This is a genomic window from Edaphobacter bradus, assembly GCF_025685645.1.
GTDB classification, from domain to species: Bacteria; Acidobacteriota; Terriglobia; order Terriglobales; family Acidobacteriaceae; genus Edaphobacter; species Edaphobacter bradus.
Genome location: NZ_JAGSYF010000002.1, coordinates 217,663 through 242,216 on the forward strand (window position 1 = coordinate 217,663; position 24,554 = coordinate 242,216).

The 24,554-nt window shown below is 59.8% G+C and carries 20 protein-coding genes and 1 tRNA gene; 4 read left to right on the forward strand and 17 right to left on the reverse strand.

Annotation, left to right across the window (positions count from 1 at the left end):
* The first annotated feature begins 6 nt into the window (after nt 1-6).
* Both OHL16_RS07120 and OHL16_RS07125 read left to right on the forward strand, forming a co-directional pair.
* Nucleotides 7-744, forward strand: coding sequence for an MIP/aquaporin family protein (locus OHL16_RS07120; RefSeq protein WP_263366422.1), 738 nt, complete (start codon nt 7-9; stop codon nt 742-744).
* 52 nt (nt 745-796) lie between these two features.
* Nucleotides 797-1,336 (forward strand): DinB family protein, encoded by a 540-nt coding sequence (locus OHL16_RS07125; protein WP_263366423.1) that lies wholly within the window; start codon nt 797-799, stop codon nt 1,334-1,336.
* A gap of 23 nt (nt 1,337-1,359) precedes the next feature.
* Here OHL16_RS07125 and OHL16_RS07130 read toward each other — a convergent pair whose 3' ends face one another.
* Nucleotides 1,360-2,481: an SIS domain-containing protein gene (locus tag OHL16_RS07130; RefSeq protein ID WP_263366424.1), complete on the reverse strand. Its 1,122-nt coding sequence runs from the start codon at nt 2,479-2,481 to the stop codon at nt 1,360-1,362.
* Nucleotides 2,482-2,637: 156 nt separating this feature from the next.
* Nucleotides 2,638-5,475, reverse strand: a complete 2,838-nt coding sequence (locus OHL16_RS07135; RefSeq protein ID WP_263366425.1) for a PIG-L family deacetylase — start codon at nt 5,473-5,475, stop codon at nt 2,638-2,640.
* Between the two features lie 231 nt (nt 5,476-5,706).
* Between OHL16_RS07135 and OHL16_RS07140 the strand changes: the two genes are divergently transcribed.
* On the forward strand, nt 5,707-7,140 hold the full coding sequence (locus OHL16_RS07140) for an APC family permease (RefSeq protein WP_263366426.1): 1,434 nt from the start codon (nt 5,707-5,709) through the stop codon (nt 7,138-7,140).
* Here OHL16_RS07140 and glgP read toward each other — a convergent pair.
* The 6 genes from glgP to OHL16_RS07170 all read right to left on the reverse strand — a co-directional run bounded on the left by glgP (nt 7,137) and on the right by OHL16_RS07170 (nt 14,406).
* Complete coding sequence (gene glgP, locus OHL16_RS07145; RefSeq protein ID WP_263366427.1) at nt 7,137-8,930, reverse strand: alpha-glucan family phosphorylase; 1,794 nt, start codon at nt 8,928-8,930, stop codon at nt 7,137-7,139. The two genes, OHL16_RS07140 and glgP, sit on opposite strands and share 4 nt — an antisense overlap.
* Nucleotides 8,931-9,185: 255 nt before the next feature.
* On the reverse strand, nt 9,186-10,565 hold the full coding sequence (locus tag OHL16_RS07150; RefSeq protein WP_263366428.1) for a pyridoxal phosphate-dependent decarboxylase family protein: 1,380 nt from the start codon (nt 10,563-10,565) through the stop codon (nt 9,186-9,188).
* A gap of 6 nt (nt 10,566-10,571) precedes the next feature.
* Entirely contained in the window at nt 10,572-10,871 is a 300-nt protein-coding gene (locus tag OHL16_RS07155; protein ID WP_263366429.1) for a hypothetical protein, read from the reverse strand.
* A gap of 232 nt (nt 10,872-11,103) precedes the next feature.
* Nucleotides 11,104-11,409 (reverse strand): hypothetical protein, encoded by a 306-nt coding sequence (locus OHL16_RS07160; RefSeq protein ID WP_263366430.1) that lies wholly within the window; start codon nt 11,407-11,409, stop codon nt 11,104-11,106.
* A 413-nt stretch (nt 11,410-11,822) separates the two neighbouring features.
* Entirely contained in the window at nt 11,823-12,722 is a 900-nt protein-coding gene (locus OHL16_RS07165) for a DUF1684 domain-containing protein (protein WP_263366431.1), read from the reverse strand.
* Nucleotides 12,723-12,771: 49 nt separating this feature from the next.
* Nucleotides 12,772-14,406 (reverse strand): adenosine deaminase family protein, encoded by a 1,635-nt coding sequence (locus OHL16_RS07170; protein WP_263366432.1) that lies wholly within the window; start codon nt 14,404-14,406, stop codon nt 12,772-12,774.
* Nucleotides 14,407-14,611: 205 nt separating this feature from the next.
* On the opposite strand from OHL16_RS07170, the gene OHL16_RS07175 reads away from it, so the two are divergent.
* Nucleotides 14,612-14,686, forward strand: a tRNA-Phe gene (locus tag OHL16_RS07175).
* A gap of 233 nt (nt 14,687-14,919) precedes the next feature.
* Here OHL16_RS07175 and OHL16_RS07180 read toward each other — a convergent pair.
* The 9 genes from OHL16_RS07180 to OHL16_RS07220 all read right to left on the reverse strand — a co-directional run bounded on the left by OHL16_RS07180 (nt 14,920) and on the right by OHL16_RS07220 (nt 24,350).
* Nucleotides 14,920-15,903, reverse strand: coding sequence for a tagatose 1,6-diphosphate aldolase (locus OHL16_RS07180; RefSeq protein WP_263366433.1), 984 nt, complete (start codon nt 15,901-15,903; stop codon nt 14,920-14,922).
* Between the two features lie 44 nt (nt 15,904-15,947).
* Nucleotides 15,948-16,946, reverse strand: coding sequence for a hydroxyacid dehydrogenase (locus OHL16_RS07185; protein WP_263366434.1), 999 nt, complete (start codon nt 16,944-16,946; stop codon nt 15,948-15,950).
* Nucleotides 16,947-16,950: 4 nt separating this feature from the next.
* Entirely contained in the window at nt 16,951-18,015 is a 1,065-nt protein-coding gene (locus OHL16_RS07190; RefSeq protein WP_263366435.1) for an Ldh family oxidoreductase, read from the reverse strand.
* 46 nt (nt 18,016-18,061) lie between these two features.
* Nucleotides 18,062-19,225 (reverse strand): UxaA family hydrolase, encoded by a 1,164-nt coding sequence (locus OHL16_RS07195; protein ID WP_263366436.1) that lies wholly within the window; start codon nt 19,223-19,225, stop codon nt 18,062-18,064.
* 2 nt (nt 19,226-19,227) lie between these two features.
* Entirely contained in the window at nt 19,228-19,566 is a 339-nt protein-coding gene (locus OHL16_RS07200; protein WP_263366437.1) for a UxaA family hydrolase, read from the reverse strand.
* A complete protein-coding gene (locus OHL16_RS07205; RefSeq protein WP_317891046.1) occupies nt 19,544-20,995 on the reverse strand; it encodes an NAD-dependent succinate-semialdehyde dehydrogenase in 1,452 nt (483 codons plus the stop codon). The genes OHL16_RS07200 and OHL16_RS07205 overlap by 23 nt, the downstream gene beginning before the upstream one ends.
* Nucleotides 20,996-21,013: 18 nt before the next feature.
* Nucleotides 21,014-21,667, reverse strand: coding sequence for a GntR family transcriptional regulator (locus tag OHL16_RS07210; RefSeq protein ID WP_263366438.1), 654 nt, complete (start codon nt 21,665-21,667; stop codon nt 21,014-21,016).
* A 100-nt stretch (nt 21,668-21,767) separates the two neighbouring features.
* The gene (locus OHL16_RS07215) at nt 21,768-23,138 is read right to left on the reverse strand and encodes a hypothetical protein (protein ID WP_263366439.1); all 1,371 of its coding nucleotides are present in this window, start codon (nt 23,136-23,138) and stop codon (nt 21,768-21,770) included.
* Nucleotides 23,139-23,159: 21 nt separating this feature from the next.
* Entirely contained in the window at nt 23,160-24,350 is a 1,191-nt protein-coding gene (locus OHL16_RS07220) for a diphosphate--fructose-6-phosphate 1-phosphotransferase (protein ID WP_263366440.1), read from the reverse strand.
* Nucleotides 24,351-24,554 lie beyond the last annotated feature (204 nt).

Here is a 24,554-nt window from a genome sequence, read left to right on the forward strand (position 1 = left end):
AAGTCTATGGTCAATTTGTCTGCTGTGGTCGGTGAGTTCGTTGGGACGTTTGTGCTGATTGTGCTGGGCAACGGCGTCGTCGCAGGCGCGCTGCTGAACCGATCGAAGGCGCAGAACGCGGGCTGGATCTCGATCACGGCAGGATGGGCCGTCGCGGTGTTTGCGGGCGTGGCGGTGAGCGCGGCGCTGGGGGATAAAGACGGGCATCTGAACCCGGCGTTCACGGTGGCTTCGGTGATGATGACGGGCAATGCGATGCGGCTGTTCACCTACATCCCGGCGCAGATTCTGGGCGCGCTGTGCGGAGCAGCGGTGGTGTGGCTGCACTACAAGCCGCACTGGGAAATGACGGAGGACAAGGGCGCGAAGTTTGCGTGCTTTGCTACGTCTCCGGCGGTAAATTCGCCGGTCTGGAACTTCGTTAGCGAGGTGCTGGGGACGTTTGTGCTGGTGCTGGTGGCGACGGCGCTGTTCTCGAAGCGTATTGCTCCGGCAGGTGTGGCTCCGGGGCTGGGGCCGGTGCTGGTGGGGTCGCTGGTGTGGGGGATCGGGCTGTCGCTTGGCGGAACGACGGGGTATGCGATTAATCCTGCGCGCGATCTGGGACCGCGGATTGCCCACTCGGTGCTCCCGATTGCAGGCAAAGGTAGCTCGGGTTGGGGCTATGCGTGGGTTCCGGTGCTGGGACCAGTGGCGGGAGCGGCGCTGGCGGTGGCGGTGATTCGCGGGCTAAGCATGATCTGAGCTGGCGGCGTTGTTGCTCAGTCACCCATCGCAATGAGGACGACTAAAAATTGTGCAACCTCCTGATGGCCGTGGGACTCCATATGATGTGATTAATCAGTCGACCTTTAGCTCCCTCGCTGCCTTCCCTCAACAACTCGAGCATTTTTATGAAGCGATCCCGGTTGAGTACAGGAATTGGACTCCACCGTCCTGGGACGGTATCCCCAGCGAGACGTTTACCGCCATCGAGCAGATCTGCCACGTCCGGGACATTGAACTTGACGGCTATCACGTGCGCTTCAAACGCACGCTTCGAGAGGATACTCCGACTCTTGAAAGTCTGGACGGTTATGTGCTGTCGAAGGAGCGGCGTTACGCGGAGGCGAACGCTTCGGAGGTCTTCGCCGCCATTCGCGGCGGTCGTGCCGAGACTTTGCGCCTGCTCTCAAACCTGACGCCTGAGCAATGTGGTCGGACTGCGGTATTTGAAGGCTATGGCCCGCTCACGGTTCGCAGCTTAGCGAATTATCTGTGCAGTCACGATCAACAGCATCTTGCCGGACTGCAGTGGTTGCTCGGAAAGATCGACGCCGCTCGTATCGAGGCGTAGGTAGTCCCTCGCTGTTCGCTCAGTTACTCCTGGACTACGGCTTTTACGAGGTTGCGGGGGTTGTCTACGTCGATGTGGCGCTCGGTGGCCATGAAGTAGGCGAGGAGCTGCAGAGGCACGACCTCGTAGAGTGGCGCGAGATACTCGGGAGCGTGCGGAACCGTGATGGTGTGGGAGCTGAGCTCGGTGACCTGCTTGTCGCCCTCGGTGACGATGGAGATGATCTCGGGCTTCTGCTTCTGCAGATCACGCAGGAGGTTGACCGTCTTCTCGTAGCGGAGGACGGAGTCGGGAGCGTGGGGATCGCGCGTGGCGAGGACAATGAGGGCGGTGCGGGGATTTACCAGCGCGTTGGGGCCGTGCTTGAGCTCGCCAGAGGGGTAGCCCTCGGCCTGAATGTAAGCCGACTCCTTGAGCTTGAGGGCGCCTTCGCGGGCGATGGGATAGTGGATGCCGCGGCCGAGGAAGATGAAGGACTCGGCGGCCTGAAGGGAGCGCGCGAGTGTGGCGACCTGAGATTCCCACTGGGGGAGGGCGGCTTCCATGGCTCCGGGCACGGCGTGGAGCTTGTGGAGGAGCGATTCGACGACGGCGCGGGTCATGCGGCCGCGGACGCGAGCGGCGTAGAGCGCGAGCAGAGAGAGGACGGCAAGCTGGCTGGTGAAGCTCTTGGTGGCCGGGATGGCGCGCTCGATGCCGGCCAGGGTGGGCAGCGAGCATCCGGCCAGCCTGGCCATGGTGGACTCGGGCTTGTTGGTGATGGCGATGGTGGAGGAACCGCGCGCGGTGGCCTCGCGGAGAGCTTCGGAGGTGTCGGCGGTCTCGCCGGACTGCGAGATGACGAGAAAACAGGGGTTCTTGAGGGTCTGGGTGGAGCGGTAGATGTACTCGCTGGCGTATTCGACGTCGACGGCGATGCCGGCAAGGTCTTCAAAGAGGATCTCGGCGAAGAGACCGGCGTGGCGGCTGGATCCGGAGGCGGAGATGAGAAGGCTTTCGCGGCCTACGAGCGCCTGCTGGGCGGCGAGAAAGGCCTCCTCGCGGAGACTCGAGCCGTCGATGTACGCGGCGAGGGTCTGGGAGATGGCGTGGGGCTGCTCGAAGATTTCGCGGAGCATGGCGTGCTGGAAGTTGCGGGTCGTCATAACCTGTCTATACCTCTATACCAGCTTAGCTGGAGATGGCGCGAATTTTGGTTTCCCGCCATACGGCATGTCTGAAAAAGCGTACCTCAGCGGCTGAGCCGCTCTCCAGATGTACAGCTTACGGCACGGCCAAAAAGCAACACAAAAGCGAGAGCTTCAATTGCCGGTTGCTGTGGCGAGCGCGTGATTCCTGCTCATGCTGATGAGGTTGGCCATGATGCGGTAGGAGCCGGGGACTCCTTCGGGCATCTGGCGGAAGAAGGCGTAGGCCATGTAGACGTAGTATCCCTTGCCGTAGTGCGCGTAGAGGAGGCCGCCTTTCTGCGGGTCCTGACCGGCGTCGTGCATCTCGGTGGGAGCGACGTAGTGCGAGTCCCATTGGCGGATGAAGCCGTGGCCGCGCTCTTCGACCCAGTTGTCGAAGTCGGCGGTAGTGATCTTGTTGGGCCAGTTGAGGACGGGGTCGTTGGGAGCGAGGATCTGGACCTTGCTGTCCTCTTCGATGACTTTCTCGGGGTCGCCGGAGAGGGTGAGCGGGTAGGGGCCGAAGTTGTGGTCGTACTCGGGGGTCTGGTACTGGACGATGACGGTGCCACCGTTTTTGACGTAGTCGAGGATGCAGGTGTTGAAGGTCTTGAGCTCGGGACGCGTGGCGTAGGTGCGGATGCCAAGGATGATGACGTCGTACTGCGAGAGATTGGCGGCGGCGATATCCTGCGCGGCCAAGTATGTGGGGTGGACTCCGAGGCCTTCGAGCGAGGAACCTACGTCGTCGCCGGTCCCCATGACGTAGCCGACCTTGAGGCCAGGAGCGATCTTCACATCAACGCCTGTCGTTCTATAGGTCGCGGGGCGATAGTACGGGTAAGGGCGCACTCCGGGGTAGCCGACGGTCTCGAAGCCTTCGGTGTACTTTTCGCCGTTGTAGTCGGCGACGGCGGTGATGGTGTAGAGCTTCGGCTGGACGGAGCTGGGCTGGACGCGGAAGGAGAGGTTCTGGTCCTCGCCCTCGCGCTGGGTGGAGAAGTCGGCCGAGGCGGGCGTGGAGGTCCAGCCGGCGGGGAGATCGAGGTGGACGGTGCCTTTGGCCGGATCTTTGACGCTGCTGTGCAGCTTGACGCTGAGGTCGAAGGCTCCGTCGTCGATCGGGACGATGCCAGCTCGCGGCGTGACGAGGAGTGAGATGGCAGGCGCGATGAGCAGTGGCTGAAGCACAGGGCCGATTCCGTTGACGCGATTGACGGTCTGTACGACTCCGGCGAGTTGGATGCTGACGCCGTGATAGGTGACGGTGGCCTGGGCGAGCAGCGGATAGGGGCGCGTGGGAAGGCCGAGGTAGCGCGGATCGTCGATGTCGTACCAGGTCTGCGCGAGGCTGGGACGGCTGAAGTAGGGCTTGGTGAGCTCGGGGTGCGGGGGCACGGTGACGCCGAAGGATTGGTCGCGTGAGGCTCCGGCAGCGAGCTCGCCGGTGATGGAGGCATTGGGGGTGATCGTGAAGCCGGGGCCGGCCTGCGAGAGGACCTCAACACTCGAGAGCGAGACGGGTTCGCTGCCCTGATTGGCGATGTGCACGGCAACGCCGATGGACTGGCCGGGAACAACGGTCTGCGAGGTTACCTGCTGCAGGGACATGTCGCCGAAGGGGCCGGGACGTGTCGGGCTGGAGTCTTCACTGGTGTTAGCGAGCAGCGCAAGGCCGAGCGACTGCTGGAGCGCGAGGTTGAACTGGCGCTGCTTGACTGTGAGCTCGTGCGCCATGTTGTAGCGGGCCTCGGCGGGAAGACCGCTTTTGGCGACGTCGTCGAGGAGAGTGTTCGTCTGGGCGAGACCACTGGCCAGAGTGGGCGCGATGGTGGAGGGATTCGCCGCGTCGAAGTTCCTAATGGCGGACTCGACGGTCGCGTTGAGGGCGTTCAGCTTTTCGCGCCACGGCCCCTGTTCGGTGACGGGAGCATAGGAGGCGATGCCGGCGAGTGAGATGTCGATGCCGTCGAAGAAGGAGGACTCATGCTCCGCTGCGGCGACGCGTGAGGCGTAGAGGTGGTAGGGGCTGGAGGTGGCGCGAGGGAGCGGAATGGCGATACCGCCATTCTGCGTCTTCTGCTCGTTGAGCCCCTCGCGCGCGATCTGCATGTAGCTGGCGCCCAGGAGTGGGTTGTAGGTTCCGCTGGGAACCTCGACCGTAGCGGAGGGAAGGCCCTCGATCCATGTGTTATTGACGTAGTTGCGGAAGCGAACGGGAGCGTAGTGGCCGGTTGCGTAGTCGTAGATGCCCTTGTCGGTGACCCGGGCGAAGGGGAGGCGGCAGTAGACCTTGAGCGGTGACCAGGGAAGGAGGCCTGCCTTGATCTGGTCGGGAAAGACGGTGGGGTCGCCCGCGAGCTTGTAGACCTGCTGCGCGGTGTAGCCGGCGACCTGATGGTGACCGTGGCCGTCGGAGACGTTGCCGACGAAGACGGAGGTGACGACGAGCGGACGCGTGAGGCGGATGAAGCGGACGGCGTCGTAGAGGACGCGCTGCTCGCCCCAGGTCCTGAGGGCTTCGTCGATGGTCTTGGAGAAGCCGAAGTCGGCGACGCGGGAGTAGTACTGGTGGATGCCGTAGTAGTTGCCGGCGGCGAGGTGCTCCTGGGTGCGGAGAGTTCCGAGCTCGTCCCAGTAGTCGGAGGTCATGACGTTCTGGCCGCCCTCGCCGCGGTTGAGTGTGAGGAGCGAGGTGTCGACGCCCTGTCCGCGTGACTCGTAGGTGAGCATGCCGCCGTCTTCGTCGTCGGGGTGCGCGGTGACCATGGCGAGTGAGGCACGAGTGTGGAGTTTCTGGAGAGACTGCGCGAGAGCTGTCGAGCCGCTGTCAATGGGAAGCGGACGCGCGAAGGCCGACTGATAAGCCGGTGTCCCCGGCTGTTGGGCCGCGAGGCTGGGGCCGTCGAAGACGAGGGAGAGGAGCGTCAGGCCGATGGCAGCGTGTCCACGGAAGAGGTCAGGTCTCATTCGAAACAAAACTCCTGAGCTTGCCGGGCCGCCTGGCGGCAAGTGAAGTGAATCTCTCAAACGACGGTATGAATCTATTTTACTCAGCCTCCATTGGATGCAGGGCGCAAGCCGGTCGGTGCGTGGGCGGAAGGGACGGTATGATGCAGAGGGCGATGACCGATCTTGTCGAACGCGAGTTGAGAGCGGGCGTTGCATGGAGCGGCGCGGTTGCGCTGTTGCGGCGGGCCGATGGACGTTAGCCGCCTTCCCTTGACGAAGAAGACTAAGCCGGCGGAGTTGGAGCGCGGGCTTTCGACAGCGTCGGCGCTGGGGCTGAACGTCATCGACATGGTGGGAGTAGGGCCGTTTGTGACGCTCTCGCTGCTCGTGGCGGCGATGGGCGGACCGCAGGCGATTCTGGGCTGGGCGCTGGGCGCGCTGCTCTCGCTGTGCGACGGGTTGATCTGGAGCGAGCTGGGGACGGCGTATCCGGAGGCGGGAGGATCGTACGCGTACCTGAGGCACCTTTATGGCGAGCGCGGGGCGGGGCGTGCTTTCTCGTTTCTGTATGCGTGGCAGGTGCTTTTTAGCGCGCCGCTCTCGATTGCTTCGGGATGCATCGGGTTCTCGCAGTATGTTTCGTTCTTCGCTCCGGGTGCCAGTCGCGCCTTCGCCTCTACTTCCCTGCTGGGCGTGCCGATTGTGCTGAGCGGGCAGACGATGATTGCGATGGCGGCGTGCGCGATCGCGCTGGTGGTGCTGTATCGCAGCATCGTGGAGATCGACAGGATTGTTCGCTGGCTTGGCGTCGTCGTCATCCTTACGCTGCTGTTGATTATTTTCGCGGGCTTCACGCACTTTCATCCTCGGCTGGCGTTCGACTTCCCTGCCGGCGCGTTTCACCTGAATCGCGCTTTCTTTACGGGGCTTGGCGCGGGGCTGCTGATCTCGGCGTATGACTACTGGGGCTACTACAACGTGTGCTTTCTGGGCTCGGAGGTTCGCGATCCGCAGAGGACGATTCCGCGCGCTGTGCTGGGATCGATTGCGATTGTGGGGACGCTGTATCTGCTGATGAATGTGAGCGTGCTGGGCGTGCTGCCCTGGCGCGAGATGGTGCAGGAGACGGGAAGCCATGCGCAGATCTTTACGATGGCCGTCTTCATGGAGCGGCTATACGGGCATGGGGCGGCAGGGGTGATGGTGGTGCTGATCTCGCTGGCGGCGCTGTGCTCGGTGTTTGCGCTGCTGCTCGGCTACTCGAGGATTCCCTTTGCGGCGGCGCGCGACGGTAACTTTCCGGCGTGGTTTGGCGCGGTGCATCCAAAGCACCGGATTCCGCAGCACTCGCTGATGACGCTGGGCGCGATGACGCTGCTGTGCTGCATCTTCCGTCTGCAGGAGGTGATCACGACACTGGTGGTCATCCGCATCCTGTTTCAGTTTCTGCTGCAGGGAGTGGCGGTGATGCTGCCGAAGCACAGGCGGCAGCGACGCGCGGGTGGATTCAGAATGCCGCTCTATCCTTTGCCTGCGGTGCTGGCCTTGAGCGGCTTTCTCTTCATCCTGGTCTCGCGGCCAAACTTTCTGCGCGAGATGCGCACGGCCGGAGTGATCCTGCTGGCGGGAGCTGCGATCTTTGCGGTCCGGCGATGGCGAACGCCGGACCGCGCAAGCGATTAGGCGAGGGAGCGGACAGCCGTCGTCGCCTCAACTGTCGCGGCCAGCGGTTGCGCCTGCGGCTCGGCTGATGGAACGACGGGCTGCGGGAAGTAGGCGTCGCTGTAGTACTGGCGCAGCATGCGATGCGTGTTGAAGAAGGCCCCATTGATTCCGATGCAGTGCTGCTGCAGCTTTGCCCAAGCCTGCGGATTCGAGAAGAGCGGAGCGACGCGCTGCTCGAGCTTGTCATAGAGACTGTCGGCCTCGGCTTCCTCGTTCTCGCCGTCTTCGATGGCCCAGCCGGTGGTGTTCTCGGCGCAGCCTTCGATCCACCAGCCATCGAGGATCGAGAGCGAGGGCACGCCGTTGACGGCGGCCTTCATGCCTGAGGTTCCGGAGGCCTCGTAGGGGCGGCGGGGCGTGTTGACCCAGACGTCCACGCCCTGAGTGAGCAGCGCGCCGAGCTCCCAGTCGTAGTTTTCGATGTAGTAGATCTTGAGCGACAAGGAGTTGAGCTTGATCGCGGCAGAGTAGACCTCGCGGATGAGGCTCTTGCCGGCGTTGTCGGCGGGGTGGGCCTTGCCGGCGAAGAGGATCTGCAGCCCACCGATCTTTTCGGCGAGAGCGACGAGACGGGATGGATCGTTGAGCAGAAGGCTCGCGCGCTTGTAGGTGGCGACGCGGCGGGCGAATCCGAGGGTGAGAACGCCGGGGTTGAAGTAGTGTCCTGTGCGCTTGGCCAGGGTGGCGAAGAGGCGGTGCTTGTTCTTCATGTGGCAGGCAGCGATGCGCGCGGGATCGATGCCGTACACGGAACGGAAGTAATTATTGTCGGTGCGCCACTCGGGAATCTCGTCGTCAAAGAGCTCCTGGAAGGGCGCGGAGAGCCAAGTGGCGGCGTGCACGCCGTTGGTGATGGAGTGCACCTTGTATTCGGGGAACATCTGCTGGGAGACCTTGCCGTGCTGCATGGCCACGCCGTTGACGTAGCGGGAGAAGTGCAGGGCGAGGTAGGTCATGTTCAAGAGGCCGTTGTGGAGGCAGCCGGCGGCCTCAATGGCGGCGGCGCGGTCCTGGCCGAGGACCTGGTACATCTGGTCGATGCCGAACTGATCGTGACCGGCGGGGACGGGGGTGTGGGTCGTGAAGACGCACTGCTTGCGGACGGCGTCTCGATCGCTGTCGGTGGCCTGAGCCAGGGGCTCGCCGGCGAGGTGCTCTTCGAGGAGCGCGATGGAAAGCAGCGCGGCGTGGCCCTCGTTCATGTGGTAGACCTCGGGCTTGCAGCCGAGGGCATGGAGGAGCGCGATGCCGCCGAGGCCGAGGACGGCCTCCTGGCAGAGGCGGTAGTAGGAGTCGCCGCCGTAGAGGTGGTCGGTGAGCTTGCGGTCCCAAGGGTCGTTGCCTTCGACGTCGGTGTCGAGAAGGTAGACGGGGATCACGTGGCCGGTGACGCCTTTGACGTCGAAGCGCCAGGCGCGGACGAGGAGCTGGCGGCCCTGCAGGGTGAGGGCGATGATCTGATTGGCGCTGGGGAGGGTGGACTCGGGCGACCAAGGGACATCGGCTTCGGTCTGCTGGCCGAGATCAGAGAGAATCTGGCGGAAGTAGCCGCGGCGGTGTGCGAGGGAGACGGCCACCATGGGCGCGCCGGTATCGGCTGCCGAGCGCAGAGTGTCCCCTGCGAGCATGCCGAGGCCGCCGGAATAGGTGGGCAACGTCGGGGAGAGAGCGATCTCCATGGAAAAGTAGGCAATCGTACGGCTACAGATATTGATCGTGTCAGAGGAGGGAGCGGTGGAGGGACTCATGCAGTGGTGTTCCTTTTTGGCCGACCCCCCGGGGGAAGGTACTGGCCTCCCGGGCGTGCTGTGCGGTTGCACCGGCTTTCAGCATCATCTCCGGTGCAACCGGAGTTTTGGGGCCCGTTTGCGTGAGTTTACCAAAGTGGTTGCTCAGAGACGCCCCAGAAATGGGGCATCTGCGGTGGTTCGTTAGGGGTATTGACTAGTGCTTCTGTGGGAGAGTGTTGGAGAGGCAGGAGATAAGTAATTCGGGTCGGTTTTTCAGCGACGTAAGACGCTAGTCGCGGCCAGGTCGAGGCGCTGCCAGATCGGGTCGACCCAGTCGAGGTGCTCGGGCTTCATGAGGACGGAGCGCAGGCACGTGACGTAGCCGGGCTTCGCTAAGGGCCATGCCTCCTGGGGAAAGAGGCGCGTGGGGAGATTGGCGAGGGCGAGATGAAGGTCCAGGCGGGCGGCCTCGTCGAAGATGTACTGCGCGAGCGTCGAGGAGTGCTCCGGAGTCTCGGCGCGCACAGCCCAGAAGAGGATGTCGAGCTGGGGTGCGGCGATGGGAGTGACGAAGCGCTCGTCGGCTACGAGCCGGAGGCTTAGTTCGAGGGCTGCGTTTCGGCCAGCTTCCAGCCCTCGCGCGAACTCGCCTCCTGGCGTGTAGGGGAGCAGGCGTTGCGTGGCCCACAGGGCGACGGCGGAGGCTCCGGCGCGCGAGCACTCGAGCGAGATCTCGCCGAGATGGAGCTCTTTCGACGAGAAGTAGGTGTAGGGAGAGTCGTGTTTGTAGAAGCGACCCACGGAGGGGTCGCGGAAGAGGATGGCTCCGCAGCCGTAGGGCTGTAGACCGTGCTTGTGAGGGTCGATGACGATGGAGTCGACATGCGCGATGGCGTCGTAAGCAGCCCGGGCGTCTGGCGGGAGGTTGGAGGCGAGGGTGAAGTATCCACCGTAGGCCGCGTCGACGTGGATGCGGAAGCTGTAGCGCTGGCGAAGCGCGAGGATGCGGTCGAGCGGATCGACGGCTCCGATGGCGGTTGTGCCGAGCGTGACGACGACGGTGCCGATGTCGCCTGAAGCAAGGGCCTGCTCGAGCGCGGCCAGGTCCATGCGGCCGGTCGCGTCGGACGCGATGCTGGTGAATGGCAGGCCGAGGACGCTGGAGATGCGGCTGTGGGTGTAGTGGGCCTGGTCGGAGGCGGCGATGGTCTTGCCGGGGGTGAGCTGGCCCGCAACCCAGAGCGCTTCGAGGTTGGCGAAGGTGCCTCCGCTCGTGAGATGGCCGAGATGCCCCCCATTGTTATCGCCCCAGCCGAACATCTTCGCAAGTGCAGCGACAGCTTCAACTTCCATCGCGGAGCTGGCGCGGCCGCCGTCGAGCGCGTGGTTGTTGGGGTTGATCGACATCGCCAGCGCATAGGCTGCGCGGGCTATGGGATGAGGCGGCTTGAGCATCTGGCCCGCGTAGAGCGGGTGGCCGTAGGGGTAGTTGTCTTGCAGGCGCGTGGCGGCTTCGTTGAGGATGGCGGCGGCCTGCTGATCGAGCGTAGGTGCGGGGACTCGAGGCAGGTCGGCGAAGCCTTCGTCGAGGCGTTGTTGCGCGACGTTCAGGAGGGAGAAGAAGTTAGAAGGCGGCGCGTAGTCTTTCGGCATGGCTTACTAAAAGATATCGCGGGTAATGAAGCCGAGCCTAAGGGCGTAACCGGCAGCGACGGCGGCGAGGAAGGCGATGACCGTCCAAGTTGTGTTGCAGAGGCGCTTGCGAAGGGCTTGCAGAACGACGATCACCAGGAAGACGCCGAGGGTGAGCAGAAGGCCGTCAGGAACGAAGAAACGCGTGGCGTTGCCAGAGGTGACGGTGACACCCCATCGCAGATGGAAGGGACGCAGGAAGCTGCCGACAGCGAAGACGATGAGGAAGAGAAGGAACTGCAAGATGGTAAAGAGGATTTTTTTCATCGATGTTTGAGAGCCGGTAAAGCGTCGCCTGCTTAACAGGATGCTACATGCAGCACAGCCAGTCGTGACAGCGTTTTCCCTCGCGACGATGGAGACGTTCAGGCCTTTTGGGTTGGAAGCAAGCGACTGGACTGAGGCTCTAACATCGGTCTCCTGAAGCGTCGGTCCGAGAGTTGAGAGCTCGGTGGCGATCAAGGTTGTCCGTCGCCACCGAGCGGTTAGAGAAGTTCAGTTATGCCATGTGCTGGCCGAGGAAATCCTTGGCCTTGGCAATCTCAGCGTCCCAGTTCTTAAGTTGCTCTGCATTCAGGAAATTCACCACACGCTGGCGAATCTGTTCACGATGGGATGAGAGTTCTTTGGCGATATCTGCCTTCGTGACATTCGGATGGTCGTTCATGTAATCACCCAGCTTGCCTCGAGCATCCTGAAAGCAATTTTGCAGTTTTTCTTTCTGATCGGGGCTGAGATGCAGATCCGCTGCGAATCTCTTCACTTCAGCAGCGATTTGATCACGTTGTTGTGGGGTCAGATTCATAACAATACTCCTATTTCCTGGCCCATCTGACGATTCTCGAGCGGACTCGAACGTTGTGCCAAGATTTCAAGTCCTTCGAACCGACCTCGATGAACCAGGGGGCGTTCTTCATCCGAGCCACGACATCCTGGTTGCTTACGCCCATGGCAGACCGAAGCCGGGATGAACAGGTTATGAAACGGTTCACGTGCTTCGAAGGGAGGGCCGTTGCCATCGAACCGTTTCGTGACTACTGATGGCGGAGTGAAATATAGACGGCATCTCCTATCGTTGGCAACGGAACCAGATCCAATGATCTGCGCTGCCAGCTATCACGTTTGAATTCTGGCCATTCCAGAACGTTGACCACAAAAAGATTCGGTCCATTCAGCATCCCACCTTCGATCCTGGGATACGCAAGGAGCGCGTCCGAGTCATTCGTGATAGCGTTTTTCTCCTGCCGGCATGGCGATGTCGAGGCGATTCTGCTGGGGCGGCAGCGGGCAGGTGGCGTAGGCGGTGTACGCACAGGGGGGGTTCTGGGTGCGATTGAAGTCGAGGACGACGGTGCCGGGCTTGTCGAGGCCGTTGCTCGGGTATTGCGTGTAGAGAAAGCGGCCTGCTCCGTAGGTCGTGGTCCGGCTGGTGGTATCGCGGAAGATGAAGAAGAGCCGTTTGTCGGCGGGGTCTTCGATGACGGGCTCGAGGCGGAGGGTCTGGCCGTTGAGCGTGAACTCGGCGACGCCGGGCGAGGCCTCGTGGTCGATCTGCCCGAGGACGTTGGGGACAGTGAGGGAATGGGGTGGGTTGGAGGGTGTCCACTTTGCGGTGAGGACGAAGCGCTGGTCTGGAGCGTACCAGTTGAGGCCGTGGAAGGCAGTGCGTGTGGGGGCTTGTGCGTCTTTGACGCGGAGGTAGAGGCGGTCACCGCGCTTGATGACGATGACGAGAAGGCCGCCGTCGCGGAGTTGCGAGGGGTGGTCGTCGTCGTAGGAGAGCGTGGCAGCGGCGGCGGGTTTGCCGTCGAGGGTGGTGCTGGCGGGGAAGCTTCCTGGGGGCGGAGCGAGGGTGACGGTGTTGCCTGTAAGGTGGAATGTGGCCAAGTGCGCTGGGGCGTGGTCGAGGTGGAGCGTGTTGCCGGGAGCGGAGCCGACGGAGGTGTCGCCGGGCTTGAGCCACTGCAGCGCGACGAGCGAGAACCAGCCCTCGGGCGCGGAGAGATTCTTTGCGCGCTGTGTGCGGAACTGGGTTATCTGCTGAAGATAGTCCGGAGCGGCTGCGGTCTGGGCGGAGAGAACAGGAACGATGGTGAGGAGCAGGAGGAGTCTTTTCATGGCGGCTGGTCTCACAGTTTGATCTATTGATGGGGGGTTCCAGGGCGCGTTACTGGAGACCGGACTCGAAGAGCTGGTAGCGGTGTTCGAGCTGCCACTGCTCGGCGGCCTTCTCACTGGATTTGAGGAAGTCGCGACAGCGCGCTGAGGGGTTATCGGCGCCAAGGGGCTGTGCGGAGCAGGCAGCGTTGACGCGGTTGAACTCATCGGGCTGCGCCCACAGGCTGGGGCCGGGCAGGAAGCTGTGCTCGAGCGAGGTGCGCGCCATCTTCTTGAGGTCGAGGTAGCCGAGGTTGAAGTCCAGTGCGGCGCGGGTGTACTCGTGCGTGAGGTCAATACGTGAGACACCTTCGTCATCGGTAGAGAGAGCGACGGGCACACCGGCCTCTCGATAGGAAGGCAGCGGATGCCACTCCTTCGTGACGCCGAGGATGACGTCGTTGGAGGTGAGGTTGATCTCGGTCATAATGTGGCGCGAGGCCATCTCTTTGAGCAGAGCATGAGGATTGGTCTCGTACATCACATCGACGCCGTGGCCGATGCGCTCTGCGTGGCCGATCTCTATGGCCTCGCGGATGTGGAAGCGCAGGCCGTCGGGCGGCACCATTCCGGGAGCGAGTTCGCCGGCATGGAGCGAGATGTGCACCTTCGGGTAGACGCTGTGCAGGTAGTCGAGCATGCGCATCTGGCGGTGGTACTCGGACATGGCCATGTAGGCGTCTTCGGGCTGAACGAAGTTGATGCCGACGACGTGCGGATGGCCGGCCTCGGCCTCGGCCTCGGCGATCTCGAAGCCAAGCAGTGTCTGGGCGAAGACCTGCTCGGGTGAGCGGGCGCGGAGGACCTGATAGAGGAAGTGGATGGTGACAGAGCAGGCGGGAGCAGCGTTGGACTGGGTGCAGTGCTCGATCTGATCGCGCGAGGCGAGTTCGTCCTCCAGTTCCTTGCGGTCGGTAGCTACTTCGTTGCGAAGACCACCGGCGAGCAGTGCGTCGCGAAGTTTGCTGAAGTCCTCACGAGCGGTTCCTGAGGCAGTATCTCGGGGGTCTCCGGGCCAGGCGATGGTTTCGGCGAGATGAGCGACGTCGGAGAAGACGGGCGTCTCCATGATCTCGAGGTACTGCTCGTTCTGGGCCGCGGCGCGGGTGGCTACTTCGTCGAGCCACTCCCCTGTGTGTGACTTGCCAACGGCCCCGAAGCGGCCGAAGGTGACGAAGAACTGATCGTGTCCGCTGACTCCAGCGCTGGGGACGAAGCTGCGCATGGAGAAGGAGTCGACCATGGCGTCGTAGAGTGTCTGTTCCTTGAAGGCGTCCATGGCGCGCTGGTTGCCCTCGCCGCAGACGGGCTGGGGTGGAAGGCTGCGCGTTGTGGCTGCGGGCTTGAAGAGGCTGCGGGTGTTCGGATTGAAGCAGAGAATGTCGGCGGCCGCATCCTTAATAAAGGTCTCGGCATAGATGGCTCCGGCAAGATGCATGTGGAGGTCGGCGCCCTTGGGCATGTTGACCAGAAAAGCATTGAGCGCGAGCGGGTTCTGACGGGCCGCGTTGAAGGCGCGAATGGCGCGCTGCTCTCCCGGAGTTGCAGTGGAGACGTGTGGCGTGGCGACTTTGGGGACAGGCTGCGCAAAGCCAGTGGGGCCGAAGAAGAGCACGGCCGAGAGAGCCAACAGAGTTCGGAGCATCGGGGTCCTTATCGTTGTGGTAACAGAAGGATAGCGCGAGACAGGCTGAGAGTTGGAGAGAAGGGCCAAGGGTTGCTATACTTGGGATGCGTTTGAGTTGCTGGTTCCCGCCGGTAGCATGCTCCCCCTGAAAAGGCTGATGCGACAGACGTAAGCCCCGGGTGTTCTTGGCGATCCCCGCTTGAGGCGTTTGCACGATAGCCAAGGCCAGATAGCTCAGTGGTAGAGCGCGGCCCTGAAAAGGCCGGCGTCGGCGGTTCGATCCCGTCTCTGGCCACCACTTCCAAATCAATAACTTACGAGCCACTTTTCAGGAAGTGCAAGAGATTCGTCTCGCCAGCGGAAAGCTGACGCGGTCTCCCGAGGCCCTCCGGAAGCGCATGCCATGTTCCCTAGCCGGGGAACTCATCACTCTCCAGGTGGAAGCATTCCCCATCACCTTTCGAAGCCTGTTCTGAGGCCCGTTTCCGGAATGCATTCAATCACTTCCCCGGAAGACCAGGCCCCCTTATTTCACCCGAGTGGTTGGCATGGCTGAGCTGCACTTAGTGCAGAATTGACCCGCATGATATTTTCCTTCCCCGTTGTGCTAAGCCAATCGTTAAGGCCCTTTGCGCCATGACGCGCAAAGACGCCGATTCCATCCTGCCAAATAGCACGGCCGCAAAGTACGCCATTGAACCTGCTTCCGCTCTCGGCTGCAAATTCCAGGGTTTCGATGAATTGGTCGTTGGTTACACCCGCAGAGAGGTACACGAACGGCTTATCTGTCGCTGAGGCAGTCGCGAGAAAATGCTGCTGCGCGTCGGAACGTGTGTAGACATGGTCACCGCAAAAATAACGAGTGCCTGCAACGAACGACATCTGTACAGGAACCTCGATCTTCAGGAGATCGACGGCGTACTGGTTTTTGCTGAACTCTTCAATGGAGCGTGCGACTATTGCCGGCCTGGCCTTTGCATAGTCCTTGCTCTTTTCATTGCCGCCCATTTCGTAGCCTAGGAGTTCCAAGACAAAAGGAATGTCATTGGCCAAGCATTCGTCTCCAATACGCTCAACCCACGCTTGCTTCAGGTCGTTGATGGCCGAATCCTCGAAGGGCGTGTAGTGGAGGAGCACCTTAATGCAGTCGGCACCCGCTTTCTTCATTCGACGCACAGACCAGACATCATACAGGAAAGGCAATCGTGGGGGAGCAGCATCGTAGCTCGATCTTTCGTACGCCAGCAGCAGTCCTGCTCCGTTGCGTCCCTTTGCTGCAGGGAGACCGTACTCGGGATCGAGCAGGATAGCGGAGGCATATTGCGTCAATGCTCCGGTCACTGCCCTCTTAAATTCCTCTACCGTCGCGGCGGGAACATCGTCGACTTGCATCTCTCGAGCTATTGCCTTTCGGAGGATGCCTCTTTGGTCCAGCGCAAGTGCCGCGACGACACCACGTTCGTTCGATATCGACCTGAGGCCCGCCAGTTTGCCTGGTGTGAGGTGATTGGCCATTTGAACTGATTGCACTCCTTCGTTCTTGACTGTTAGCAGTAGATTTAGGCAAGCACTGTCGGCGGACTATCACTTTCGCGCGGGGCAGGCACAGCAGAGTTTAGCGGTTTGTTGACGGCGTTTTGGACAGCTCTGCCTTCAAGCACTCTGGCCACATCGTCGCAGACTGCGCGGGTCACGCGGTCTTGTGCTTCGCGCGTGAGAGCCGCGATGTGGGGAGTCAGAATCAGGTTGGGGAGCCCTTCCAGAGGCCCCGCAATAGGTGGCTCCGAGGCTCGGACATCCAGAGCAGCTCCCGCGATCACACTTGACTTCAGCGCATGGAGCAGATCTTCCTCCCGTACGATTTCTCCTCGCGAGGTATTCACCAGGAAGGACGTTGGCTTCATCTTGCGGAAGCGGCTGAGATCTAGCAAGCCTACGGTTTCCTTCGTAGCTGGTAGATGACAGGACACCACATCTGCGAGTGACAGCAACTCGTCCAAACTCACGAGGTCGGCTTGCAACTCGCCCAGCAAAACGTTGTCGCGACTGATAAACGGATCGTAAGCCACGATCTTCATTCCGAGGGCTCGCGCACGTTGTGCCGTGAGATAACCGATCTTTCCTGCGCCAATGATACCCAGCGTCTTGCCATAAAGCTCTGTACCGAGGAACTTCTGACGATTCCAATTTCCTGCGCGTGTGTCTTGATTTGCGTCCGGGACCTTGCGGGCAAGAGAGACCATAAGACAGATCGCGAGTTCGGCGACGCTGATTGCGTTCTGATCGGGCGTTGATGTAACCAGGACTCCGCGGCGGGTTGCGTGCTCGACGTCTACGTTGTCCAAGCCCACACCTGCGCGACCCACGACGATCAGATTTTGAGCAGCATCCAGCAGCACAGAATCTACAGTCGTCTGGTTACGCACGATCAGCCCTCGAAAGTCATTAATCTGACGAGCGAGTTCCTTGGAATCTTTCCAAAGATTAGGTAGACGAACAACATCGAACTTTTGACTGAGCGCATCTACCGCGGTGCCGCGGATGTCTTCGGTGATCAAGATGTCACGCATTGCACTTAGCTACCTCGCTACATAGGAATGGAACATCCAGTTCATTGCACCAATGCCGTAGTTCAATAAGCGTCGGGCCTGATATAGCGATGCCGAGCGATCTGTTGAGTTGCGCTGTGCGTGACGAGCGTTCGCCCGGGACGAGGATCTCTTCGACACCGGGACGTCTTTTGCTGGCTTTTATGCGGTCGATCGTCTGGTCGATGCGCTGAATAAATTCAGCCATGTCCATAAAGGCCTCGATATTGAACAGGCAGAAGAAGTGGCCTACATCCTGTTTGCGATCGAGGTCCTTATACATGGAGCCGACATCGGGCCCGATGGAAGATCCCGAAAGAACTCCGCCGAACAACTCCACCATTAAAGCAAGGGCATATCCTTTATGTCCCGCCATCGCGAGGACGGTTCCCAAGAGAGCTTGATTCGGATCGGTGGTAGCTTCTCCATTGGGATCGAGTGCCCAGCCAAGAGGAATCGGATTCCCCTGCTTCTGCGCAGCGATGATGTTGCCTCGAGCGACGATAGAAGTGGCCAGGTCGATTTTGATGTTGAACCCCTTCCCTGTTGGGAAGGAAACAGCGATCGGGTTTGTGCCAAAGAACGGTTCGTAGCCACCTTCAGGTGACATGGCACGTTCGCAGTTGGTCATTGCGAGAAGTACCAGACTCTGCTGCGCTGCAAGATTGCAGTAATAAGAGAGAGCCCCGAAGTGCTGGGAGTTACGGATTGTCGCAGCAGCGACTCCCTTCTGTTTTGCGACGGGGACGAGCAGCTCTAGTGCCTTGACTGCCTGGACCTGTCCCAAGCCATTGCTGGCATCGAGCGACAGAATACTTCCAAATTTGCGCTCCGTAATAAGTGAGGCCTTCGGATCAATCAGGCCTGCACGGATTCGCTGGAGATAGATGTTCAGACGAGAGGTGCCGTGTGTTCCAACGCCATGAAGGTCCGCATCAATAAGTGCTTCCGAAAAGATCGCCGCGTCGGCATCGGGGACACCGACGCGTGTCGATAGTTCAGTTACCAGAGTTTGAATTTGTTCTGGCGAAAATCTCATCGTGAGATATCAAAGAAACAATGTTGCGGTTGCAGTTCCGGCGACATTAGGCGCTCCTGTAGAGCTTGGTCATAACGAACTCACGGTGCCCAAGCGCTTCCGCGGCAGTGAGGCGACCATTTGCGGTGCGAACGATCATGTCCAAAAGGGCATCGCCAGCTTCATCGATGGTCATCTCGCCTTGAAGAACCGCTGAAACGTCGAGGTCGATGTGCTCTTTCATCGTCGCGACTGTCTTGGGATTTCCTGAGAGCTTGATCACAGGCTCAATTGGATTTCCAATGACGTTGCCCTGCCCTGTTGGGAACAGGTGGACCACTGCACCGGAGGCTGCCCAGAGCGTGACTGCCTCGGCTGCGGCGCTCGATGTATCCATAAACCAAAAGCCGGATTGGGATGGTGCCTGCGCCGGCTTGAGACAGCCAACAAATTTCGTCCGCTTGCCGAGCTTCTCTACATTGCCTAGAGCCTTCTCTTCGATCGTGGTAAGCCCGCCAGCGATGTTGCCCTTGGTTGGCTGAGACTCCGAGAGGTCGTTCGTTTTCTGATCGAAGACAAGCTTGGTGTAGTCATTGAAGGCTTCGAAGAACTCCTTGCGGACCTCATCGTTGGCGGCCTTTGCAGCGACAATATGCTCCGCGCCTGTGAGTTCGCTGGTTTCGCCGAACGAAGCGGTTCCACCATCAGCGCAATGCTTATCGATGACGTTACCGACGGTCGGGCAACTGGAGAGCCCTGTGGTCGTGTCCGACTCGCCGCACTTTACGCTGATGTACAACTCGCTGAGATCACTCTCCTCTCGCTGAAGCTCCGAAGCCCATTGGAGGTATTCCTTTGCCTGATAGGAAGCGGCTGCGATGGTGGCGATGTCGCCCTTCCCTTCGATTGAAAAGCCCGTGACCGGCTTGCCGGTTTCGGCGATTCCGTTGACGATGCGCTGGGTCCATCCAGCCTCAATGCCGATCACGACAACAGCCGCCACGTTCGGATTGCTGCCTGTGCCGATCATCGTGCGGAAGAACAGCTCGAGATCCTCGCCAAATTGGAGGCGCCCATAAGCGTGAGGCAATGCGAGCGTTCCGGGGATATTGTTGGCGACAGCCTGGCATGCTGCGTTTGAAATGTCGTCCACGGGAAGGATGATTACGTGGTTACGAACTCCCACGCTTCCGTTCTCTCGCCGGTATCCTAGAATTCTGCGTTTAGCCATATTTATGCCCACCTTTTCGTCTTGAGGTTGTGCGTGTGAACGTGATGGCCAGCCTTTACCGGTTGAACAATCCTTCCAATTTCACTGCCATACTTTGTTACCGAATCACCGACTGTGAAATCCTTCAGGGCAATCTTGTGACCGAGCGGAATCATCTCCACTGCCTGAGCGCTCAAAGGTTTGTTGTCGGCAAGAATGCGACCCTCGCAATCTGTACCGAGGGGAATGTCCACGACTGCGACGCCGACGTTATCGACCGCGTTGTGCACAAGGAAATGAATCATGCCTGCTGTCCTCTCTTCTTTCGTATCGCACGAACTAAATACCGCCGATGGAGACATGTTTTGTCTCCAGAAAAGCTTCGAGACCTTCGATTCCCAGTTCACGGCCCCAACCGCTTTGCTTCACTCCACCAAAGGGGCTTTGGCTCGTTGATGGAGCTCCATCGTTTATGCCGAGCGTGCCTGCCTCGATTGATTCAGCCAAGCGGAAGATCCGGCCTATGTCGCGGGTCATCGCGTAGGCACTCAAACCGTAAGGAGTTGCGTTTGCGCGTCGTACTGCTTCCTCCTCGGTTTCGAAGCTGGTGATCGGTGCGATTGGCGCGAAGGTCTCCTCATTCATGCAGAGCGCCTCATCTCCAACGCCTTCGATGACCGTGGGCTCGAGGAAGTATCCCGAGTGCCCTGCGAGTCGCTTGCCTCCTACGAGCACCCTACCTCCATGCATCTCCGCGTCACGAAGCTGCGCGAGGGCACCATCGAGCGCATGCTGGCTGATCATCGGCCCGACATCCATTCCTGGCTCAAGGCCAGGGCCTACTTTGAGAGCCTTCGCCGCTGCAACAAATCTCTGGACAAAATCGTTGTAGATGGTCTTTTGTACGTAGATGCGGTTGGCCGCAATGCACGATTGGCCAGTATTGCGGAACTTGGCAATGATCGCCTCTTGAACGGCGCGATCCAAGTCGCAATCATCAAAGACGAGCAAGGGCGCATGTCCGCCCAACTCAAGGCAGAGTGGCTTAATGGATTTCGCGGCGCCGCGGATGAGTTCCTGTCCGGTACGTGTTGATCCCGTGAAGCTGATTTTGCGGCAGGTATCGTTTGTGAGGAATTCTTCGGCGATCATCGCGGCGTTTCCGATTGCCAACTGAAAGACGCCGGAGGGCATGCCGGCCGATTCCATGCATTCAGCAAGTGCGATGGCTGAAAGCGGAGTTTGCGATGCCGGTTTAAGGATGACCGGGCAACCTGCGGCAAGCGCCGGTGCCACCTTGCGCACGGATAAGACAAGCGGAAAATTCCATGGAGCGATCGCACCAACAACGCCGATGGGCGTCTTCACGACGAGATGACGCTTGCCTTTGGCCTGGGGAGGGATCATGCGGCCGTAGACACGGCGGCCTTCTTCAGCAAACCAACGCAGATGGTCTTCCGCCATGGCAACTTCGCCCTCGCTTTGCGCAAGGGGCTTGCCATTCTCCTGCGTGATGATGCGCGCAATTTCGTTCTTCCTGCGGTTGAGTTCGTCTGCAACTCGATTTAACAGAGCTCCACGCTCTTTCGCAGTGAGACCGCGCCATACCGGAAGAACTGCGGCAGCGGTCTTTAGTGCGCCGTGAACATGCCCCCGGCCGATTGTGTGTACCCTCGCGAAGGCCTGACCGTTTGCCGGATCAAACACATCGATTGCCTCCTCGGTCGCAACCCAGGAACCGCCGAGAAAAACCTTCCGAGACACCATTGTGTCGGTTTGAAGTTCAATCATCACGCGTCTTCCTTACGGTTAGCCAGCCCAACTGAATACGAACTTGCCTTCTCTCGCCTGCTGTTCGATCATGAGCCGGGCACCGACCACGTGCTGTCTGGCCTGCCGCTCGGCCTCATCTGCGAAATTGTGCTCGATCGCTTCGACGATTCGGAGGTGCTCCTCATAGATCACTTTCGGTTCGCGAAAGGCACGCACCATCATGCCGAGAACGCGATAGGTCTCGGACAGACGCAGCAAAATGCTGTTGCGCGAGAGTTCAATGATCTTCATATGAAAAGCCCGGTCGAGCGATGCGGTCTCCGTATTCTTGTTTTCTTGTGCCAGACGAAAGATGGTTTCCGTCATCTCACGAAGCGTCGCGATATCGGCTCGTCCAGCATTGCCGCAGGCCAACCTTGCGGCCTGACCTTCAAGAACTTCACGGATCTGATATGCCTCGCAGATTCGGGAGGCGTCGAGCTTATCGACAAACACCCCCAAGTGGTCGACTGATTCGACCAAACCGAGCCAATGAAGTTCGAGAAGGGACTCTCGCACTGTCCCTTGAGCGACACCGAGCTCTCGAGCCAAACTCTGCTGGCTCAGGCGTTCACCTGCTTTGGACTCCCCGGATAGGATCCGGCGCTGAATCTCATCTCGCACGTGATGCCGAGCGACCTTTGCCTTCATCTTGTCCTCCTAAACTCGACTGGAGCGAAATCTCTTTGGCAATTGATTGTAAACTATTACGATTTGAAGCGAACTTTTGCTCGTTTTGTGTTCGAGTTTATTAGTGCCAATTCAAACCTAAAAGTCGTGCAAGTCTACGAAATGTCTCCCCTGATCTACCCGGATAGAGAGAGACGTGATGGGGCATTCCGGCATGAATCAGGTCATCGAAGCGCGCTGGTACATCCTTGCCATCCACTTCCACCAGGATGCTGTTGCCAGTAACTTTTCGTTTGGGCTGGACGGCAACTCCCTCGAAGGCCGTCAGATGGTATGTACCGTCACATCGCCATAGCCGCGCTACGGTAACTGGCTGACCCGATCGAAGAGGACCGTCTACCACAAATGGTCTGGCCCCGTTGAAGTGTGGCCCAAGAGTGGGGCCTTCTTCGCTCCCGATGTCATGGCAGAGATCAAGAGGCGCCATGCCCGGATGCCAGAAGAAGATGCTGGAGCGATCGTGTTCAAGCCAATCCGTCAGGAATCCGGGGCCTATTCCGAGGTAGCGGCTCATCAAGCTTTGAATGGCACCATCGACGTCTCCCTCGATCGAGACCGAGGTGCCCTCAGCTGTCAAACGGGATACAGCCAGATAGGGCCAATGACCAAAGACAATGGGCAATTCCGGCCAGCATTGCAAGCTCAGAGCGTCTAGTTTGGCTTCGCTCATGATGTCACCGAGAGAAAGGTAGTAGCGAGAACTAATCTCGAGAGTCTCCTCAGAGACGGGAAAGTCGGAGCCGGGTGATGCTTGAAGGCCCAGTTCGCGAACCCTTTTCACATCTTGCTGCACTCGCTCCTTCGAAACGGCGTTCACGCGGTCTATATATTGTGCAAGGCTAAGGGACAACTGCTGAATGCCGATCCCTTTGCGCGACAGGAAGGGATCGGCCGCAAGGTCGACAAATCCAGGTGCGTGGTTGCCGATGACACCGACCTTGGCGCGCTGCAAGCGAGAGACTGTCGTTGCAAGCGAGATCGCGCGCGCCAGATCAGCCTGTATCTTGACGTCTTCGCCATCGCCATAGACGAGCTCAAAAGGATGGCCTGCTTGCCGAAGAATCGACGCAAAAAGATGCGCTCCGACCAAAGAGCAGGAACTTACATTACCATCTCCAGGCCTCTCAGGAGTTGCCCAGAGGACAATGGGCCCAGACCACTGCTGCATGATCGAAAATGCGAACTGGCCGTCTGCGATCGAAGGCTGAATGATGATCAGGGCGTCGCACTTAGCTTGCTGAATGGAGGCTAATGCGGCTCGGATGGTTGGATCGTCGAAGACAAGCGCGTCAGCGCCGACCGGGCCCATGTCGAGGTGGTCGAGCACTCCAAGGGAACAGGTCCGGACGATCTTGCTCCAGTCCTGATCGAAGCCCGGCCGCTTTCGGCTGAACACCAGTACCCCAATCCTCTTCTTTGAATCGCTTTGCATCCGGAACTCCATTGATGATTACTATGAATTGCGCTGTAACGACGAGTGATCAAAATACTCTGGCAGATCGCCGGCCAGAGCAGATACGTAGCTGATGAAGTCTTGATTTACCGAGAGCGGGCCATCAGAGAGTAGATCTTCAGGGATGGTGCGCTCTTCTCCCGCGATGTCACTGAGATCGACGAGATCGTATTTGTTCGCCTCAAAACCAGAGAGTGGGAGCAGCGCGACCATCTTGTCAGAATTACCGAGTGTGAGGGCATGAACGCCTGCTCGTCCTACCAGTTCTGCGTCAGCGAGGTCCTGCTCGGAGACATGAGACACGGATGCTCTCCCGAGGAGTCCGGGTTTTTCGCTGCGGCAACGGATGTGTAGACGGTCGGAAACCATTTTGGCGAGAAATTCTCCAACCCCGCCAGTAAGTGGACGCTTCAGCGCGTCGAACTGGGATGGATTGGTCGTCTGATAGACAAGATTTCTCTCCGTATCACGGAGTCCTTCGGCAACCACGACGACAGCCCAGTCTTGCCTGGTTAGAAGCCTTTCCAGATCGCTTAGAAACATGTCTGCTGCAAAGGGACGCTCAGGCAAGTACACGAGGTGCGGGGCGTCGCCCTCGCATCTCTTACCAACAACCGAGGCACCGGCAAGCCAGCCGACGCTCCGGCCCATCGTTTCGAGGATGGAGACAGGTTGGGGGAGCGAACGTATATCCAGACCAAGATCGCGCGTGGACTGCGCTATATAACGTGCGGCACTACCGAAGCCCGGACTACGGTCCGTTCTCGCGATGTCATTATCTATCGTCTTCGGCACACCAATGATCTGGAGCTCATAGCCTGCGTTGCGACAGAAGGCGCCAACCGCCTCCGCACCACGCATCGTCCCGTTGCCTCCCACGAACAGGATGCTGTGCACGGAAGATGCCCTGAGATGGCCGAGCATCTTCTCAAAATCTTCGTCGCACGGTTTGTAACGAGATGTGCGGAGCGCGGCTCCGCTGGTATTGCGCAGGAGGCCGAGGTCTCGCGATGAGAGCCCGCCTAGATCAACGTAATCCCCATTAACCAGGCCGAGAAGGCCGGACTGCGCTCCAGAGATGCGCCCGAACGCCTTCAACTGCGACGCTTCCGAGATGATGGAAGAGAGGCTCGCATTCAATACGGCAGTTGGCCCACCTCCTTGAACGACCAACAAGTTACCGACCGTCATCTCGTGCACTTCCCTTTTGCCCGCGTGGCGTTGAGGATCTGATTTCCATCCATGAATTCACGTATGTAGGCCACCGAATTACAGAAATGACCGACTCGCTAAGCAGTTTCGCTGCATCGTTCACCGGAAGTCCTGCTTTGCGTCTAACTTTATTCTCTCGCACGAATGCTTATTGGTTAGATTGTAATCGATTGCAATTGATTG